13 protein-coding genes and 1 riboswitch are annotated in these 17,871 nt (G+C 68.0%); of the genes, 4 read left to right on the top strand and 9 right to left on the bottom strand.

The features are described 5' to 3' along the window. Positions 1–31: 31 nt before the first annotated feature. The gene (locus tag JI745_RS17170) at positions 32–1,018 is read right to left on the bottom strand and encodes an AAA family ATPase (RefSeq protein WP_201809653.1); all 987 of its coding nucleotides are present in this window, start codon (positions 1,016–1,018) and stop codon (positions 32–34) included. Positions 1,019–1,104: 86 nt separating this feature from the next. Here JI745_RS17170 and JI745_RS17175 point away from each other — a divergent pair, with 86 nt between their 5' ends. Both JI745_RS17175 and JI745_RS17180 read left to right on the top strand, forming a co-directional pair. Beyond that, positions 1,105–1,386 (top strand): helix-turn-helix transcriptional regulator, encoded by a 282-nt coding sequence (locus tag JI745_RS17175; protein WP_201809656.1) that lies wholly within the window; start codon positions 1,105–1,107, stop codon positions 1,384–1,386. Between the two features lie 111 nt (positions 1,387–1,497). Then, positions 1,498–2,181, top strand: coding sequence for an ATP-binding protein (locus tag JI745_RS17180; RefSeq protein WP_201812615.1), 684 nt, complete (start codon positions 1,498–1,500; stop codon positions 2,179–2,181). Between the two features lie 6 nt (positions 2,182–2,187). Here JI745_RS17180 and JI745_RS17185 read toward each other — a convergent pair whose 3' ends face one another. The 3 genes from JI745_RS17185 to metH form a co-directional block, all read right to left on the bottom strand. Continuing rightward, complete coding sequence (locus tag JI745_RS17185; protein ID WP_201809660.1) at positions 2,188–3,696, bottom strand: DUF1501 domain-containing protein; 1,509 nt, start codon at positions 3,694–3,696, stop codon at positions 2,188–2,190. A 14-nt stretch (positions 3,697–3,710) separates the two neighbouring features. After that, complete coding sequence (locus JI745_RS17190) at positions 3,711–5,465, bottom strand: DUF1800 domain-containing protein (RefSeq protein ID WP_310738669.1); 1,755 nt, start codon at positions 5,463–5,465, stop codon at positions 3,711–3,713. Between the two features lie 200 nt (positions 5,466–5,665). Next, positions 5,666–8,404, bottom strand: a complete 2,739-nt coding sequence (metH, locus tag JI745_RS17195; RefSeq protein WP_201809667.1) for a methionine synthase — start codon at positions 8,402–8,404, stop codon at positions 5,666–5,668. An 84-nt stretch (positions 8,405–8,488) separates the two neighbouring features. Further along, a riboswitch (S-adenosyl-L-homocysteine riboswitch) is annotated at positions 8,489–8,575 on the bottom strand. A gap of 151 nt (positions 8,576–8,726) precedes the next feature. On the opposite strand from metH, the gene JI745_RS17200 reads away from it, so the two are divergent. Both JI745_RS17200 and JI745_RS17205 read left to right on the top strand, forming a co-directional pair. Next, positions 8,727–9,377 carry an OmpA family protein gene (locus tag JI745_RS17200; RefSeq protein ID WP_201809670.1) on the top strand — a complete coding sequence of 217 codons (651 nt, stop codon included), beginning with the start codon at positions 8,727–8,729 and terminating at the stop codon, positions 9,375–9,377. Positions 9,378–9,465: 88 nt separating this feature from the next. After that, positions 9,466–10,671 carry an HD-GYP domain-containing protein gene (locus tag JI745_RS17205; RefSeq protein WP_201809672.1) on the top strand — a complete coding sequence of 402 codons (1,206 nt, stop codon included), beginning with the start codon at positions 9,466–9,468 and terminating at the stop codon, positions 10,669–10,671. On the opposite strand, the gene JI745_RS17210 is transcribed toward JI745_RS17205, so the two are convergent. From JI745_RS17210 to JI745_RS17230, 5 genes are all read right to left on the bottom strand, one after another. Continuing rightward, the gene (locus JI745_RS17210) at positions 10,672–11,724 is read right to left on the bottom strand and encodes a homocysteine S-methyltransferase family protein (protein WP_201809682.1); all 1,053 of its coding nucleotides are present in this window, start codon (positions 11,722–11,724) and stop codon (positions 10,672–10,674) included. Between the two features lie 22 nt (positions 11,725–11,746). After that, complete coding sequence (locus JI745_RS17215) at positions 11,747–13,894, bottom strand: bifunctional diguanylate cyclase/phosphodiesterase (protein WP_201809687.1); 2,148 nt, start codon at positions 13,892–13,894, stop codon at positions 11,747–11,749. Positions 13,895–14,013: 119 nt separating this feature from the next. Beyond that, positions 14,014–16,323: an ATP-binding protein gene (locus tag JI745_RS17220; protein ID WP_201809689.1), complete on the bottom strand. Its 2,310-nt coding sequence runs from the start codon at positions 16,321–16,323 to the stop codon at positions 14,014–14,016. 114 nt (positions 16,324–16,437) lie between these two features. Continuing rightward, positions 16,438–16,713: a DUF3567 domain-containing protein gene (locus JI745_RS17225; RefSeq protein WP_201809691.1), complete on the bottom strand. Its 276-nt coding sequence runs from the start codon at positions 16,711–16,713 to the stop codon at positions 16,438–16,440. A gap of 69 nt (positions 16,714–16,782) precedes the next feature. After that, positions 16,783–17,829, bottom strand: a complete 1,047-nt coding sequence (locus tag JI745_RS17230; protein ID WP_201809693.1) for a DUF3108 domain-containing protein — start codon at positions 17,827–17,829, stop codon at positions 16,783–16,785. Positions 17,830–17,871: the final 42 nt, after the last annotated feature.

Consider the following 17,871-nt stretch of genomic DNA (forward strand, 5'->3'; position numbering starts at 1 on the left):
AAATGTGGCGCTTCGTCATCAGTGACAGGGATTAGAGGAGCTGCTTTTGACCAGCAGCCCGCTCGTGGAGATGAATGCGCACTCGCTCCGCATCCACAAAATCACGACCATCCAGCACCGCATCCTTCATTGCGTCAGCGCAAGCCTTGACGATGTCCGAGTGCGACAAGCCGAGGCCCTCGCGCACGAGGCCGCCGTAGTCAAAACTGGCGGGCGCCAACAGGGACAAGCTGTTCCTCAACAGAAGGCTCACCTGAACCTCGTCTGGCAAGTCGTAGCGGATCACGTCATCGAATCGCCGAAACAGGGCGCTATCCAGCGCGGCGCCGTGGTTGGTCGCCGCGACGATAAGGCTGTCCGACGAATCCTGCTCGATCAGCTGCAGGAACATGTTGAGCGTCCGACGCATCTCTGCCACGTCGTGTTGGCTGCCCCGTTGCAGGCCAAGCGAGTCGAACTCGTCGAAGAGGTACACACCGCGCGTCGACTTAAGCGCGTCGAAAACGAGCCGCAACTTTGAAGCGCTTTCACCCATGAACTTCGTGATCAACGAATCAAAGCGAGCGACGAAAAGAGGCAGCCGCAACTCGGTGGCCATGACGCTTGCGGTGAGCGTCTTACCGGTACCAGGCGGCCCGACAAGAAGCAGCTTGCGACGTGCGCTCAACCCGTGGCCGAGCAGCGTTTCGTGATGGCGCTGTTCTTTCAGGACCCGCTCCAGACGGGTCGTGACCGATTCGCCGACCACCATGGCGGATAGATGCTGCTGCGGGTACTGGACAGTCAGCAACTCGGCCAATTCGCCTCTAGGCTGAGCCAGTGGAACGGCGCGAGACTTCGCACGGGGAGACGACGGCGTCCGGGCCTTTTCAATGAGGTCCCGCATCTCAGCGGCCACCTTTACGTGTCCGCGATTTGCCTCGTGAGCCGCTACTTGCAGTGCGACTGCAAGGAAATGCTCGTCTTGGTTGGTGACGAATGCGCGCAGCAGTTCGGTGACTTGGGTTGCGCTTGCCATGAATGCCTCTCGCGGATGGTAGGCCGCAACTGGGCCGTTGAAGGGTCGTGCTACTGTATCACAACCGTGCTACAGTAGCACGGCAGATGAGATACCCGACGTCCCAAAAAGAGTTGCTGAGCGAGGTGCGGGGAGACCGCACCAAGACTGACTTCGCCGAGGAGCTGGGCATTGATCGAAGTACTCTGAGCAGGTATGAAAGCGAGGAACTGGGCGCTTCGACCAAGGTCCTGAACTACTGCTTGCGTGCGATAGCAGCACGCAGCGGGCAGACTGGCGAGGGTGAGTCTCTGGGCACCGTCGCTCAAGCGCTGAGCCTGACAAAAAGAGCTGTCGGCCTTCTTGAGCAAGCGGCAGCAAAGAACTAGCCCGGAGCACTGAACGAGCAGATTTCCATCAGAAACTGCGTCAGGCAACAGTCTTGTCGAATTGCTTTGAGCGGCATATGAGAGTGCCAATCAGGCACTTTTAAGGCTGATATTCCGGGTTTAAGGCGATCTTCCGGAATACAGCGAGGTCCTTCAGAGATCTCGCTGGCGCACCACGGCGTTCTGTTTCTCGACGAGTTGCCCGAGTTCCCGAGGGCCGCGCTCGAGGCTTTGCGCGAACCGATGGAGACCGGCCGCGTCACCATCTCGCGCGCCGCGCGGCAGGCCGAGTACCCGGCGGCGTTTCAGCTCCTGGCCGCGATGAATCCGTGCCCCTGTGGCCACCTCGGCAGCCCGCTGAGGGCTTGCCGCTGCTCGCCCGACGTGGTGTTGCGCTACCAGGGCCGGCTCAGCGGCCCCTTGCTCGACCGCATCGACCTGCAGATCGAAGTGCCCGCCGTCGCACCCGACACTCTCTCATCGGCTCCCGATGGTGAAGCGAGCGCGCAGGTGGCCGAGCGTGTGCAGTCGGCCCGCGGCGTGGCGCTGTCGCGCCAGGGCTGCGCCAACGCGCGCCTGGCCGGCTCGGCCATCGACGAGCATTGCGCGCTGGGCGCCGCGGAGACGCGTTTCCTGCAAGGCGCCTCGGCGCGGCTGGGCTGGTCGGCGCGCAGCTACCACCGGGTGCTGCGGGTGGCACGCACCGTGGCCGACCTCGCGGCCAGCCGGTCGATCGAGGTGGCGCACCTGGCCGAAGCGATCCAGTACCGGCGGCTCTTCGCCGCGCCGGCCTGAGGCTCGTCAGGCCCGCATGAACCCCAGGTCGCGCTGGAAGTTGCGCAGGTTGGGGAACACCGAGTCGAGGTTGCTCTCGGACACGCCGAACCACCGGCCGATCGTGGCGCCGATCTGGTCGACCGACACCCCGGGCAGGAAGCTGCCGGAGCCCACTTCGTCGTTGTGGTTCAAGCCCACCTGCGGGAAGCGGCCATAGATCTCCTTGCCGTTGACCGCACCGCCGTAGACGAAGTGGTGCGCGCCCCAGCCGTGGTCGGTGCCGTCGCCGTTGGTGGTGAAGGTGCGGCCGAAGTCTGAGCCGGTGAAGAGCGTCACGCTCTCGCGCAGGCCCAGCGTGCCGAGCACGGTGTCGAAGTAGCCGATGGCGTGCGACAGCCGCGCCATCAGGTCGGCCTGGCCGCGGTTCTGGTTGTCGTGGGTGTCGAAGCCGCCCATGCTGACGAAGAACACCTGCCGCTGCACGCCGAGGTTGCCGCGCGACGCGATGATGCGGGCGACGGCCTGCAGCTGCTGCGCGAGGTTGTTGTTGGCGGCAACGCCGGTGGACGGCGGCACGTACTGCGACGGCGGTGCCACCTGGGCGTTGGCGTTGGTGAACTCCTGCTGGAACTGCGCCTGGGCGTCGATCGAGCGCTTGGTGATCTGGGTCTGCTCGCGGCCGAGCAGGTGCGACACGGAGTTGGGGTCGCCGTTGGCCGTGATGAGGTTGCGGTAGGCGGTGGCAGCGGCCGCCGAGCCGAAGAGGTTGCCGGTGATGCCGCCCACCGCCGTGGCGCCGCCGGTGCCGATCTGGTACTGGAAGATGTTCTGCCCGGCCATGAACACCGCGTTGCTGTTGACCGAGATGCTCGTGAACACGGTGTTGCTGTTGCTGCTGGCCAGGAGGTCGCCGAAGCGGCCGCCCCAGCCCACACGCGCACCTTCGGGCCCGAGGGCCTGCCAGGTCGACTGCTGGTCGTTGTGCGAGAAGAGCTTGGCGGGTCGCGGCCGCGAGGCCGAATTGGCCTGGTACTCGGCCTTGGTCATCGGGAAGATCAGCGGCCCGGCGTTGGCGATGACGGCCAGGCGGCTGCCGGTCGGGGCGTTGAACAGCGCCTGCATCTCCGTCATCGCCGGGTGCAGTGCGAAGCTGCGGGTGTTGTTGACCGGCGAGGCGGTGAAGTTCGGGCTGAGCGGCAGCACGCCACCGAGCGCCGCCGGCGAGGCGCGTGCGGCCGTGGGGTCGGGGGCGGTGCCCACCGGGCGCAGGGCGATCGGGTCGGTGCCCGTCGCGCGCACGGTCTGGTAGGCATTCCACGACGCGGCGTCGGTGGGCAGCACCATGTTGGCCGAGTCGTTGCCGCCATAGAGGAAGAGGCAGACGATGGCCTTGTAGCCGGGCGCCGTCTGCGCCACTGCGGCGTTCATCGTCGCGAGGTTGAGCGCGAAGGGCAGCCCGGCTGGGCCCACCGTGCCCGAGAGGATGGCGGCGCGGCGCAGGAATTCGCGGCGGGAGGCGTGGTCGTGTCGCATGAATCGGCTCCCTCTTATTTCTGGACCAGGTAGTCCGGCGACGCCATCGTCAGCAAGATGGCGATGAAGACCCGCTCGCGGCGTGCGGTGTCGATGTTGGTCTGGTTGGTGGCCGGGATGCTGCGGCTGGTGACGGCGGCGATCACCTGGTCGCGGTGGGCCGTGGTCATCTGGCCCGACATCAGGAGCCAGTTCAGCCGGTCGACGAGTGCGGTGGCGTTGTCGGCGATGGCGGTCTCGGCGCTGAAGTCGAGCTGGATGTCGCGGCCGGCGTTCACCGTGAGCCAGGTTCCGCGCAGGTAGTTGAGGTAGCCGGCCACCGACACTTCATTGGCCAGCTGCAGCTCGGGCGAGACCAGCCCCGCCGCGGCGGCGGCGCTGTTGGGTGGCGTGAAGCCGGGGCGGTAGAAGTTGAAGACCGAGGGCGAGCGCATGGCCGTCTGGCTGAGGCGGCTGGCCGGGTCATCGGTGTTGTCGATGCCGGTCCAGTTGCCGGTGGTCGAGCGGGCCTTGAACGCGCGCAGGAAATGCGACAGGCGCAGCAGCGGCTCGCGCACCTTGCCGTAGCTCGGGCTCGACAGGTCGGGGTTGCGCGCCTCGGGGTCGAGCAGGATGGCGCGCCACACCGCCTTCATGTCGCCGCGCACGCCGCGGCCGTTGTTGTTGAAGGCCGAGGCCACGCGGCCGACGTAGGCCGGGCTCGGGTTGCTGGTGACGATGCGCTGGATCAGGAGCTTGCCGACGAAGGGGCCGACGTTGGGGTGGTTGAAGATGGTGTCGAGCGCGAAGCGCAGGTCGGCGTCGGCATCGGCCGTGGTGCTGGCCGGGATCGTGCGGCCGAGGAAGCGTTTCTCGCTGGTCGAGTGGAAGGCGTTGTACGCCTGCATCGGCTGCCAGTCGCGGTCGGGGTGTGCATCGGCGCCGCCGAAGCGCCGGTTGGTGCGATCGGCAAGGTTGGGGCCGGCGTACCAGCTGAAGCCGGTGAAGACCTTGGCCAGGCCTTGGATGTCGGCGTGGGTGTAGGTCTCGGTCTCGGTGCCGCCGCGCAGCGTGCCGTCGTTGTTCAGCTCGTACAGGCCGATCGAGAACAGCTGCATGATCTCGCGCGCAAAGTTCTCGTCGGGCACCCGGCCGGTGGCGAGGTTCTCCTTCTGGTTGCGCATGTGGGTCAGGTAGATGCCCATCATCGGGTGCAGGCTCACGCGCTCCAGCAGGTCGCGGTAGTTGCCGAAGGCGTGTTCGGCCAGCATGTCGTAGTACGAGGTCACGCCGCGCGGGTTGTTGGCCAGCGTGCTGTCGGCGAACGAGATCACGAAGATCTGCGAGAGCGCAAACGCGGCGCGCTGGCGCAGCTGGTCGTCGCGCGACAGCGCCTGGGCCCAGTAGCTCTCGCGGAACTGCGCTGCGCTCGGGTCCTGCATCGCGGCGACGAGCTCGGCGTTGCGCCGGTCGTAGTGAGCGCGGTGCGGCAGGCGCGGCATGTTGAACTGCGCTTCGATCCAGGCGGCGAAGTTCGAGCGTGTCAACGCGCTGATCGAGGCCTCGGTGGGGCCGTAGGTGGCTTGCGTCAGGAAACGCGCTGCCTCGTTGCGCGTGGGCGCCGGGCCGGTGTTCGCGGGCAGTTGCTGCCCGCCTGCGTCGTCGTTCTCCTTGCCGGCGCCGCAGGCGACGACGAGTGCCGCCATCACCAGCGCCAGGCCGGTGCGCGTGCCCCGTTTCAGCCAGTCGCCTGCGCTCGGGCGCTTCTTCTCAAGATGAGTGCTGTCCACGATCCCCTCCGCGTGTCGTCATGTCTGACGCTTGCCGCGGATTGTTTGGGGCGATCACTCTCGAAAAGCGTGAATTGTTGGCAATCGATGTGCCACTTACCTCTCGCAACAGGGCAAATGGTGTCGATTCATGCACCCCGTGCGTGGGCTTGCATCGTTTGTAAGCGGATGCAAGCCCGGTCGTCTGGCGACAACAGCGGCTAGAGCAAGGGCGACAGCGCGCGCTCGGCCTGCTTCTCGTCGACCTGGTTGCGCTGGGCCCAGTCCTTCAACTGGTCGTCGCCGATCTTGCCGACGTTGAAGTAGGTCGCCTCGGGGTGCGCCATGTAGAAGCCGCTCACGCTCGCGGCGGGTGTCATCGCGAGGCTCTCGGTCAGGCCCATGCCGATGTCCTCGCACTGGAGCACGCGGAACATCTCGCGCTTGACGGTGTGGTCCGGGCAGGCGGGGTAGCCGGGGGCTGGGCGGATGCCGCGGTACTTCTCGGCGATCAACTCGTCGTTGCTGAGCGACTCGTCGGCCGCGTAGCCCCACAGCTCCTGGCGCACCCGCTGGTGCATGCGCTCGGCGAAGGCTTCGGCCAGGCGGTCGGCCAGGGCCTTGAGCATGATCGAGCTGTAGTCGTCGTGGTCGTCGAGGAACTGCTTCTCCTTCTTCTCGCAGCCGATGCCGGCGGTGACGGCGAAGAGGCCGATGTGGTCGGCCTTGCCCGAGCCCTTGGGGGCGATGAAGTCGGCGAGGCAGCGGTTCGGCCTTGCGACGCCGTCGATCACCGGGCGCTCGCTCTGCATGCGCAGGCCGTGCCAGGTCATCAGCACTTCGCGGCGCGACTCGTCGGTGTAGATCTCGATGTCGTCGTCGTTGACGGTGTTGGCCGGATACAGGCCGATCACGCCGTTGGCGGTGAGCCAGCGGCCCTTGATCAGCCGGTTGAGCATGCTCTGGCCGTCGCTGAACACACGGCGCGCCGATTCGCCGACGATCTCGTCCGTGAGGATGGCCGGGTAGGGGCCTGCCAGGTCCCAGGTCTGGAAGAAGGGCGCCCAGTCGATGCACTTGGCGAGCTCGGCCAGGTCGTAGTTCTTGAAGAGGCGCCGGCCGGTGAACCTGGGCGCCGGTGGGGTGTAGGCCGCCCAGTCGATCGGCGTCTTGTTGGCGCGTGCCTTCGCAAGCGTGACCAGCGGCGTGGCCTTCTTGTTGGCATGCTGGTGGCGCACCCGCTCGTAGTCGGCGTTGAGCTCGGCGATGTAGGCGCTGGCCTTCTCATCCGACAACAGGTCGCTGCACACGCTCACGCTGCGGCTCGCATCGGGCACGTAGACGACCGGGCCTTCGTAGTGCGGCGAGATCTTCACCGCGGTGTGCACGCGGCTGGTGGTGGCGCCGCCGATGAGCAGCGGGATCTTCTTCACGCGGAAGTAGTCGTCGCGCTGCATCTCGCCTGCCACGTGCTGCATCTCTTCCAGACTCGGCGTGATGAGGCCCGAGAGGCCGATGATGTCGGCGCCTTCCACCTTGGCGCGGGCGAGGATGTCCTGGCACGGGACCATCACGCCCATGTTGACCACCTCGAAGTTGTTGCACTGGAGCACGACGGTGACGATGTTCTTGCCGATGTCGTGCACGTCGCCTTTGACGGTGGCGATGACGATCTTGCCCTTGGCCTTGGCCTCGCCGCCGGCGTCGATCAGCGCCTGTTTCTCGGCCTCGATGTAGGGCAGCAGGTGCGCCACCGCCTGCTTCATCACACGCGCGCTCTTCACCACCTGCGGCAGGAACATCTTGCCTTGGCCGAAGAGGTCGCCGACGACGTTCATGCCGTCCATCAGCGGGCCTTCGATCACATGCAGCGGGCGGCCGCCCTCGGCCTTGATCAGCTGGTACACCTCTTCGGTGTCTTCGGTGATGAAGTCGTTGATGCCGTGCACCAGCGCATGCGAGAGGCGCTCGCGCACGGGCTTGGCACGCCAGGCGAATTTCGCGCTGTCGTCCTTGGCCGCGCCCTTGGCGGTCTCGGCGATTTCGACCAGGCGCTCGCCGGCATCCGGCCGGCGGTTCAGCACCACGTCTTCCACCCGCTCGCGCAGCGTGGGCTCGAGGTCGTCGTACACGCCCACCATGCCGGCGTTGACGATGCCCATGTCCATGCCCGCCTGGATCGCGTGGTACAGGAACACGGTGTGGATCGCTTCGCGCATCGGGTCGTTGCCGCGGAAGCTGAAGCTCACGTTCGACACCCCGCCGCTCACCTTCGCGCCCGGCAGGTTCTGCTTGATCCAGCGCGTGGCCTCGATGAAGTCGACCGCGTAGTTGTTGTGCTCCTCGATGCCGGTGGCGATCGCGAAGATGTTGGGGTCGAAGATGATGTCTTCCGGCGGGAAGCCGACCTCGTCGACGAGGATGCGGTAGGCCCGCTCGCAGATCTCGATCTTGCGCTCGAAGGTGTCGGCCTGCCCCTTCTCGTCGAAGGCCATCACGACCGCCGCGGCGCCGTAGCGCCGTACGAGCTTGGCCTGGCGTTTGAACTCGTCGACCCCTTCCTTCATCGAGATCGAGTTGACGATGCCCTTGCCCTGGATGCACTTGAGGCCGGCCTCGATCACCTCCCACTTCGAGCTGTCGACCATGATCGGCACGCGTGCGATCTCGGGCTCGGAGGCGATGAGGTTGAGGAAGCGCACCATCGATGCCTTGGCATCGAGCATCGCCTCGTCCATGTTGACGTCGATCACCTGGGCGCCGTTTTCCACCTGTTGGCGCGCGACGGCCAGGGCTTCCTCGAACTGCCCGTTGAGGATCATCCGTGCGAAGGCCTTGGACCCGGTGACGTTGGTGCGCTCGCCGATGTTGACGAAGAGCGTGCCCTCGCCGATGGTCACCGGTTCCAGGCCGGACAACTTCATGGGCGGGACGTGGGTGGGTTTGGCGGCGGCGGTCATGGCGTGGTTCGAAACGGGAACTGCGCATGCGCCAGGGTGCTCACCCGCGGCGCATGCGCTCGATCGGTGGATCCGGGGGCATGCAGGGGGTGAGCGTCGTTGCGAGCTTCCAAGCCTGGCGGCGCTGGCTTCTGGGGGAAGCCGGGCGCCGTCGCAACGCTCCTTGGAAGCCGCGGATTTTAGACGCCAGCCACCTTGTGCGATAGCCGCACGGCGAGACTTTCTGGGCACCCGGATCTCGTTACAACCCCGCGCAGCTTCCCTGCAACGCATGGGGTTACAGGCGCTCCAATCGTCGCTCGTCACCAAAATCGATTCCACCATGACGCCTTCCTGCTCGCCTCCTCGCCTGCTCCAGCTGCTGCTTGCAGCGCTTGCCACCGGCTCCCTCGCGGGGCTGCTCAGCGGCTGCGGCTCGCCGCCACCCAAGCCCGTGCCCGCGGTGGCCACCTCGGCGCCGGGCTCGGCTGCCGGCCCGGTCTACGGCAAGGGCACGACCGAGGGCAAGGGCTTCTCGCCGCAAATGGAAGCGGCCGAGCGCCAGCTGAGCAGCGCCTTGAGCGGCACCGGCGCCTCGGTTGCGCGGACGACCGACGAGCGCATCTGGATCACGCTGCCCGGCGACCTCACCTTCCAGCCCAACCGCTCGGCGCTGAAGCCGGGCGCCACGGCGGTGCTCGACAAGATCGTGCTGTCGCTGCGGGGCCTGCCCACCGCCGATCTGCGCATCGTCGGCCACACCGACGCCAAGGGCGCCGCCGCCGCCAACGATGCCCTGTCGCTCGACCGTGCGGCCAGCACCCGCGACTGGCTGGTGGCGCGCGGCATGTCGCCGGTGCGCATCGCGGTCGCCGGGCGCGGCTCGCGCGACCCGCTGGCCAGCAACGACGACGAGGCCGGGCGTGCGACCAACCGGCGCGTGGAGATCCTGGTCGGCGAAAAGCCGCGCAACAACACGGCCACTGCGAAGTAAGCCGGCTCTCACGCCTCAAGTTGGGCGCGGGCGGGTCGAAAACCCAAACAGGGTGCCCGGTTCGGGCATCCGGTTTTCCACGACCGCCATGCCCGTCATCCAACTGCCCCCCGAGATCCTGCGCACCGGCCACCCGGCGCCGGTGTCGGTGCGCGACGCCACCGGCCACCTGCTGCTGGCCAAGGGCGTGATGGTGGCGACCGAAGCGCAGCGCCAGCGCCTGGTGTCGCGCGCGCTCTACGTCGACGAACTCGAGGGCGACCTGCTCAAGCGGGCGCTGGCCGGCAAGCTCGATTCCATGCTGCGGCAGAACGCCAAGCTCGGCCACATGGCCCGCGCCGAAGTCGGCGAGGTGGTGATGGCCAGCAGCGGCACCGCGGCCGTGGCCGTCGACCCGGTCACCGCCTGGGCGAACCTGCAGATGCGCGGCCGCGCGCTGCTGCAAAGCCCTGCGCCGGCCGACTTCATCGCCAAGCTCGACAAGTACCAGGCCGAAGTGCTGGCGCTCACCGAGGCCGATGCCGACCTGGCCTTGCTGCTGCTGGTGCAGGCCACCTGCAGCGATGCCCACCACTACAGCGTGACCCACGGGTTGCTGGTGGCGGTGCTGTGCGAGCTGGCGGCACGCCAGATCCCTTCGTTCACGCCCGACATGCGCCACTCGCTGCGCTGTGCGGCGCTGACGATGAACATCGCGATGACCGCGCTGCAGGACCAGCTGGCCCTGCAGGAAGAGCCGCCGGCGCCGCAGCAGCGGGCCTTGATCGACAACCACGCCGAGCGTGCGGTGGCCTGCCTGAGCCAGGCGGGCGTCGGCGATGCGCTGTGGCTGGAGGCGGTGGAGCACCATCACGACACGACTCCCGGCCCCTTGGCCGGCCAGCGCCCGGGCCTGCAACTGGCCCGGCTGCTGCAGCGGGCCGACATCTTCTCGGCCCGCCTGAGCATGCGCCGCGCGCGCCCGGCGCTGGCCGCCTCGGCGGCGATCAAGGCCGCCTACCTCGACGAACACCAGCAGGCCGACGAGGCCGGCAAGGCCATCATCCAGGCGACCGGCATCTACCCGCCGGGCAGCTTCGTGCGCTTGTCGAGCGGTGAGCTCGCGGTGGTGTTGCGCCACGGCGCGCATGCGAAGGCGCCGAAGGTGGCCAGCATCGTGAGCAAGAGCGGCACGCCGCTCGTGGAGCCGACCGTGCGCGACACGCGGCTGCGCCCGCACGACGTGACGGGCGGCGTCGCGCCTCAGGAGGTGAAGGTGCGGCTCAACATGGAAAAGCTGCTGAGCCTGGCTTGATCAGGCGGCGACCAGCCCGCTGAACAGCGGGTCGTGCTTGGCCCGCGGCCGGTAGGCCGACACCTTCTTCGCGATCTCGGCAATGTGCGCCGGCGTCGTGCCGCAGCAGCCGCCCGCGATGTTGAGGAAGCCCGACTTCGCGAACTCTTCCAGCAGCCCGCCGGTGATGTCGGGTGTCTCGTCGAAGCCGGTGTCGCTCATCGGGTTGGGCAGGCCGGCGTTCGGGTAGCAGCTGATGTAGGTGTCGCCAGCCACCTTCGAGAGTTCCTCGATGTACGGCCGCATCAGCGCCGCACCGAGCGCGCAGTTGAGGCCCACCGCGATCGGCTTGGCGTGGCGCACGCTGTGCCAGAAGGCGGTGACGGTCTGGCCGGACAGGATGCGGCCCGAGGCGTCGGTCACCGTGCCCGAGATGATCACCGGCAGGCGCTCGCCGGTTTCTTCCATCAGCTCGTCCAGCGCAAACACGGCCGCCTTCGCATTGAGCGTGTCGAAGATGGTCTCGACGAGGAACAGGTCGACCCCACCCTCGAGCAGCGCACGCGCCTGCTCGAGATAGGCCTCGCGCAGCTCGTCGAAGGTGATGTTGCGGGCACCCGGGTCGTTCACGTCGGGGCTGATGCTCGCGGTGCGCGGCATCGGGCCCAGCGCGCCGGCCGCAAAGCGCGGCTTGTCGGGGGTGCTGTACTTGTCGCAGGCCTCGCGGGCCAGCTTGGCGGCGGCGAGGTTGAGCTCGCGCACCAGGTGGCCGAGCGCGAAGTCGTCTTGTGCCACGGTGGTGGCGCCGAAGGTGTTGGTCTCGATGATGTCGGCGCCCGCCGCGAGGTACTGCTCGTGGATCTCGCGGATCACCGCCGGCTGCGTGATCACCAGCAGGTCGGAATTGTTCTTCAGGTCCTTGTGGTGGTCCTTGAAGCGCTCGCCCCGCACCTGCTCCTCGGTGAGCTTGTAGCGCTGGATCATCGTGCCCATCGCGCCGTCGAGGATGGCGATGCGGTGCTTGAGGATCTCGGGCAGCGCCTGGGCGCGGGTGTAGGTTGCAGCGGCGTTCATGACGCCAATTGTAGAAACCGTGTCAAGACCCGGTTTCGTTCGCCGCTTCGGCTGGCTGGATGGACTGCGGCAACGTGTCGCCGAAGAGCGACGGCCGGAAGTCGAGCGCGCGCGGGCCTTCGTCGTTCATCGCCCACAGCACCAGCGCCTCGGGCGGCATGGGCTTGGCGAAGAGGTAGCCCTGCAGCTCGTTGCAGCCAAGCTGGCGCAGGATCTCCTGCTGCTGCTCGGTCTCGACGCCTTCGGCCACGACCTTGAGGCCGAGCGCCTGCGCGAGCTTGACCACGGCGTCGACGATGGCGCGCGCATCGGCGCTCGTCTCCAGGTCGAACACGAAGCTGCGGTCGATCTTGAGTTCTTCGGCGGCCAGCTGCCGCAGGTAGGACAGCGAGGAATAGCCGGTGCCGAAGTCGTCGATCGACAAATGCACGCCGATCGCCGACAGGCGCTCGATGACCTGCAGCGTCACACGCGTGTCGTCCATCGCGGCCGATTCGGTGATCTCGCAGGTGAGCAGCGAGGGGTCGATGTGGTGGCGCTCCAGCGCGTTGAGGATGCGCTCCACCAGGTCGGCCTGGCGCAGCTGGTGCACCGAGAGGTTGATCGCGACCCGCATGCGCAGGCCCTTGTCGCGCCAGGCGCGGATCTGCTGGCACACCTCTTCGATCAGCCAGTTGCCCAGTGCGTTGATGAGGCCGTAGCGCTCGGCCAGCGGGATGAAGATGTGTGGGCCGACCATGCCGCGCTGCGGGTGCTTCCAGCGCATCAGCGCCTCGGCGCCGGTGATCTGGCCGCTCGGCGCGTGGATCTTCGGCTGGTAGTGCAGCATCAGCTCGTGGTTGGCGATGGCGCGGCGCAGGTCCTGCAGCAGCTCCACCTGGTCGCGCGAGCCGGCCACCATGCGCTCTTCGAACATCGCATGGCTCGCGCCGCCGGTGCGCTTGGCATGCCGCATGGCGGCGGCGGCGTGGGCGATGAGGCGGGTCGAGGTGCCGTGCTCGGGATAGATCGCCACGCCCACGGTGCACGAGACGGAGATCTCGTGGTCGTCGATGCGGCAGGGGTCGTTCATGCTGGCGAGGATGCGGTCGACCATGTGCGCCGCGTCCTGCTGCGTGGGGTTGCCTTCCAGCAGCAGCACGAACTCGTCGCCGCCGGCGCGGGCGATCGCGTCGTTGGCGCTCGCCACCTTGCGCAGCCGCTGGGCCACTTCGCGCAGCACGGCGTCGCCGGTCGACTGGCCGAAGGATTCGTTGACGGCCTTCAGCCCGTCGACGTTGAGGAAGACCAGCGCCAGCCGGTGCCCCAGGCGGTCGGCGCGCACCGCGGCGACCTGCAGGGCTTCTTCCACCGCCGATCGGTTGGGCAACTCGGTCAGGCGGTCGGTCTGCGCGGCGCGCTTGACTTCATCGCGGGTGCGCTTGAGCAGCCGGCGAAAGCGCCCTTCGAGCACCGAGGTCATCAGCAACAGCGCGAGCAGGGCCGGCACGCCGAGGGCGGCGAGCGCCGCCACGGTGGCCGGCGTGGTGCGGCCCACGGCGAGCGACAGGGTGAGCAGCGGCACCGAGGCGGCGTGGAGCACGGCTGCGTTGCCGATGGCGATGGCGCCGCCCAGGCCCAGGGCCACGCCGACCTGCCACAACAGGCCGAGGTGCGGGCGGCGCCGACGCCGCTCCGCCACGATGGCAAGGGCCAGGCCGGCGCAGAGGCTCGCCAGCAGGGCGCCGCCGACGAGCAGCGGAATGTTCCAGTGCGGTGCCGGGCTCAGGCGCAGGGCCAGCAGGCCCAGCATCGGCACGCCGCAGGCGCCGACGCCCAGCGCCACGGCGGCGACCGTCACCCGGCCGAGCCCCAGGCGCGGGCGCGCACTCAGCTGCACGCCCACCACCGAGCTGACGAGCGCCAGCACCAGCGACGCGAAGACCCAGCTGCCGTGGTAGCCCATCGCGAAGGGCAGGGGCTCGTTGGCGACGGCAATGAAATGGGCGGCCCAGGTGCCACCGCCCAGTGCGATGGCAGAGGCCAGGCCGGCGCGCAGGGAGGTCGAGGCATGGCGCGACGACACGCCGCGCGCGAGATCGAGCGCGACGTAGGCGGCAAACATCGCCATCGCCGTGGAGGCAGCCCACAGCTCGGCGCGGAACCTCCACGTCAGAAAAGCCTCGTCCATCAGTTCCTCGGGAACATCGTTGTTCGAGGTTTATCGGCCGGCGGCGCCGAAAGCTTGATGCGAGGCGGCCTGGGCGGGGCGTGACGGATGTCTCGCTTCACCCCGGGCCGAGCCCCAACTCAGTGCAGGAAGCCGATTTCGCGGCGCCGCCGCACCTCGGGCTTGACCCGGTGCTCGGCCTCCAGCTGCGACAGGAACTCGTCGGGCGCAAACGCCACGCCCAGCACGTCGACCTGGCGCTTGACGGCCGCGAAGTCGCCGGGCGTGAGCGCATCGAGCTTGTGCAGGCGCTCGATCTGCTCGCGCGTGAGCGCCGCTTCGGCGCCGTCCAGCGCCTCGATCACGAACATGCGCTCGCGCTGCTCGGGCTTGAGCGGCAGGAAGCGGATCTTGAAGCTGAAGCGACGCAGTGCCGCCTCGTCCAGATCGTCGAAGAGGTTGGTGGTGCAGATGAAGACGCCGCCGAAGCGCTCCATGCCCTGCAGCATCTCGTTGACCTCGGTGACCTCGTAGTTGCGCTCGGCCATGCGCCGGCTGCGCAGGAAGCTGTCGGCCTCGTCGAGCAGCAGCACCGCGTTTTCCGACTCGGCCTCCTCGAACATGCGCGCCATGTTGGCCTCGGTCTCGCCGACGTACTTGCTGACGAGGTCGGAGGCCTGGCGCACGAGCAGCGGCCGCTGCAGCTCCTGGGCGATGTGCTCGGCGAGCGCGGTCTTGCCGGTGCCGGGCGCGCCGTGGAAGCACAGCGTGCCGTGGTTCTTGCGGCGCAGCGCTTCCACGATGCGCGGCAGCTCGAAGCGCGACTCAGTGTGCACGAGGCCCAGGTCGTACTGCGTGACCACGCGGCGCGCCGGGCGCTGCTGGCCGTGGCTGCCGAGCGCCTTGTCGGCGTTGCCGAGCTGGCGCTCGATCAGCGTTTCCATCGTCGGGCCATGGGGTGCGTCAGCCGCGAGCTTGGCGAACTTGACCGCGGTGCGCACCTGCGCCGGCGTGAGCGCGCGGCGCTCGGCCAGGCGCCCGATGAAGTCCTTCGACACGTCGACACCATCGAGTGCCTTGGTCACCAGCGCTTCGCGCGCGCCGGGCGGGGGGCTCTTCAGCTCGAGGTGGTACTGGAAGCGGCGGCGGAAGGCCGGGTCGATCTGCTCGATGCGGTTGGTGACCCAGATCACCGGCACCGGGTTGGTCTCGAGGATCTGGTTGACCCAGGCCTTGCCGCTCACGCTGCCCGAGACGGCGCCGTCGCTGGTGTCGAGCCGCGCCATCAGCTGGGCGGCGTCGGTCGAGATGGGCGGGAACACGTCTTCCACCTCGTCGAAGAGCAGGGCGACCTGCGGGCTGCCCTTGAGGAAGACCTGGCTGATCTGCAGCGAGCGGTAGCGGTCGCGGCCCGAGAGCGAGTTGCCGTCGCGGTCGGCGTATTCCACTTCGTAGAGCTGCAGGCCGGCGGCCTGCGCGGCCACTTTTGCGAGCTCGGTCTTGCCGGTGCCGGGCGGGCCGTAGAGCAGCACGTTGACGCCCGCCTCCTTGCGCGCCACCGCATTGCGCAGGAGCGAGGTCAGCACCTGCTGGTCCTCGCCGACGAAATGGAAGTCGGTCGCGGTGAGCTCGCTCTTGGTGGCGGGGCGGGTGAAGACGGCCATCAGGTCCGACGGGCCTTCGTAGTGGCGCATCAGCACCGGCGGCAGCTGCTCGCTCACCTTCATCAGGTCGGCGAGGTCGGTGATGTTGTGCTCGGAGATGAGGTTCTCGACCATGCCGGTGCGCTCGAGCCGCGAGCCGGCGCGCAGCGCCTCGGCCACGTCCTGCTCGTTGACGCCGGCCACCGCGGCGATCGCGGCATAGGCCTCCTGCGCATTCGAGACCTTGAACTCGACCAGCAGGCCGCGCAGGTCGCGCTGGTAGCGGGCGAGCGTGCCATAAAGCAGCAGCGCGCGCTCGGCCGGGTTGAGCTGCAGCAGGCCGGCGAGCGCATCGATGTTCTTCTGGACGAGGGTCGACTCCTTCTTCAGGCTGCGGTCGAGCCAGTCGGCCGTCGCGCCCAGCACCGAGAGCAGGTCTTTCGGGGCGTCCTTGATGTATTCGTCGATGTAGAAGAAGAGCGTGCCCTCTTCGTAGGGGCCGTTCCACGCGCCGTGGCGCTGCATGAAGACGGCATCGGTGAGCGCCTCGTGGCCGTTCCAGTGTTCGTTGCCCTTGCAGCGCTTGTTGAGGAAGGCGCGCAGGCGCGCGAGCACGGTGGCGGGCCACACCAGGTGCTTGCCGGTGAGCGCGAGCAGCCCGTTCCAGTCGCGGCGCACGTTGAAGCGGCCGGCATGGCGCACCGTCAGCGTGAGCACGAACTGGGAGCACATGCGGTCCAGCACCGGCGCCTCTTTCAGGCCGGGTGACAACACCATCCGTGCGTCAGGGTGACTGGACGTCGCCATCGACGGAACTCCCGCGGGAAAAGAAAGACTGCGGGGCCATCTTGGCGCAGCGTGCGCCAGGATGGCAAGTCCTTTTCAACCCAGGGATTCGTCGGGGCGCGGAGTGCGTCTCGCTCAGTGCATGACCACGGGATGCTGCATCAGCGAGGTGTAGCGCGAGATGTAGTCGTCGATCTCTTCTTCCGAAGGCTCGCCGTCTTCGATCAGGGCCTCGACGCCGAGCTTGAAAGTCTCGGCCATCGCCCCCTCGATGAAGATCTCCTTGCGTGCGAACTTGTCCACGATCTCGTAGCCGCCGCGCGTGAGGGCGCTGTCGAGGCGCGTGGCGTCGGCGTTGAGCCCGTCGAACTGGAGCACGGCGAAGCTGTCGGAGTTGTAGAGCATCTGCATGGCGTTTTCTCCTTCACCCCACCTCGGGGTGAAGCGTGCCGTTTCAAGCCATGCCGGGATACAGGGCCCTCAGGTCGGCGGGTGTGAGGATTGGAGCCTCAGATCCCAGTGAGAGTTCTCTGTAGTTTGTTTCGCGCGCACCGGCAGGTAATGCAGGCTCGGGGCGAGCCACACCTCCACACGGGTGTCATGGGGTTTGCGCGGCTCGCGCAGCAGCTTCACCGTTTTCACGGCACCGTCGGGTGTGCTCACTTCCTCGGTGCCGGTGACCTGGAAGGCCCACACATCGGAGTCACCGCGCGCGCCCACCACGTGCAGCACCACGCGCGAGCCGGTGGCCACGCGCTTGGGTTCGGCCAGCGCGATCGCGGCGAGCTGCAGCATCCAGCTCAGCCGGTCCTGGCTGCCCTGCAGCAGCGGGAACTCGGCCGGGTTGCCTGAAAACGTGATCTTGCCGGCCTGGCGCTGGAAGTTGGCCGCCTGCTCGCCGCGGCCGCGGCGCTGGTCGGTGTAGCGCGTGGGGGCGAGGCCGGCGTTGTCGATGCTGCCCTGGCTTGCCAGCGTGATGATCTTCATGCCCACCACGCGTCCTTCGAGTCGCGCTTCGTAGTTCGTGCCTTGGGGGCGCCACACGAGCTCGCCGTTGCCCGTCCAGCGGCCGTAGGTGAGCTCGTAGCTGAGCGTCATCGCGGGCGGCAGCTTCGTGCGGTAGACGGGCACGTCGTTCTGCGTGATGTCGGCGATGGGCGTGAGCTCCAGGCTGGCCGTGTCGGCCGGCAGGGCGGCGGCGACCACCACCGCATCGGTGTTCACCACCACCGGCTCGCGGGCGCTGGGCTCCGGCTCGGCGGCCGGGCGCGGGGCCGGTGGTGCCGGCGGGCGCAGCGGGGGCGCGGGCTTCGCCACCACGAGGGGCAGCGGGGTGACGGCCTCGACCTGCACGACGGGCGGGGTCAGCGTGCGCACCTGCATCGGTGGTCTCGCGGTGGCAGGCTCGTGGGTGCCCCAGCCCACGATGCGGTCCCAGGCCAGCCAGTGCAGCAGCCCCACGCCGAGCGCGAGTGCGAGCAGGGTGGGCGCCAGTCGACGGGCTTGGATCGGCAAGGCTTGGGGCATGCGATGAGAATACGAGGCGAATCCGGCGGAGTCCGGGCAATC

This window comes from Piscinibacter sp. HJYY11 (assembly GCF_016735515.1).
In the GTDB taxonomy this organism is placed as follows: Bacteria; Pseudomonadota; Gammaproteobacteria; order Burkholderiales; family Burkholderiaceae_C; genus Rhizobacter.

Excerpts from the sequence above, each read along its gene's own strand:
- JI745_RS17170 (WP_201809653.1), bottom strand. The coding sequence starts at position 1,018 with ATGGCAAGCGCAACCCAAGTCACCGAACTGCTGCGCGCATTCGTCACC.
- JI745_RS17175 (WP_201809656.1), top strand. The coding sequence starts at position 1,105 with ATGAGATACCCGACGTCCCAAAAAGAGTTGCTGAGCGAGGTGCGGGGA.
- JI745_RS17185 (WP_201809660.1), bottom strand. The coding sequence starts at position 3,696 with ATGCGACACGACCACGCCTCCCGCCGCGAATTCCTGCGCCGCGCCGCC.
- metH (WP_201809667.1), bottom strand. The coding sequence starts at position 8,404 with ATGACCGCCGCCGCCAAACCCACCCACGTCCCGCCCATGAAGTTGTCC.
- JI745_RS17200 (WP_201809670.1), top strand. The coding sequence starts at position 8,727 with ATGACGCCTTCCTGCTCGCCTCCTCGCCTGCTCCAGCTGCTGCTTGCA.
- JI745_RS17205 (WP_201809672.1), top strand. The coding sequence starts at position 9,466 with ATGCCCGTCATCCAACTGCCCCCCGAGATCCTGCGCACCGGCCACCCG.
- JI745_RS17210 (WP_201809682.1), bottom strand. The coding sequence starts at position 11,724 with ATGAACGCCGCTGCAACCTACACCCGCGCCCAGGCGCTGCCCGAGATC.
- JI745_RS17215 (WP_201809687.1), bottom strand. The coding sequence starts at position 13,894 with ATGGACGAGGCTTTTCTGACGTGGAGGTTCCGCGCCGAGCTGTGGGCT.
- JI745_RS17220 (WP_201809689.1), bottom strand. The coding sequence starts at position 16,323 with ATGGCGACGTCCAGTCACCCTGACGCACGGATGGTGTTGTCACCCGGC.
- JI745_RS17225 (WP_201809691.1), bottom strand. The coding sequence starts at position 16,713 with ATGCAGATGCTCTACAACTCCGACAGCTTCGCCGTGCTCCAGTTCGAC.
- JI745_RS17230 (WP_201809693.1), bottom strand. The coding sequence starts at position 17,829 with ATGCCCCAAGCCTTGCCGATCCAAGCCCGTCGACTGGCGCCCACCCTG.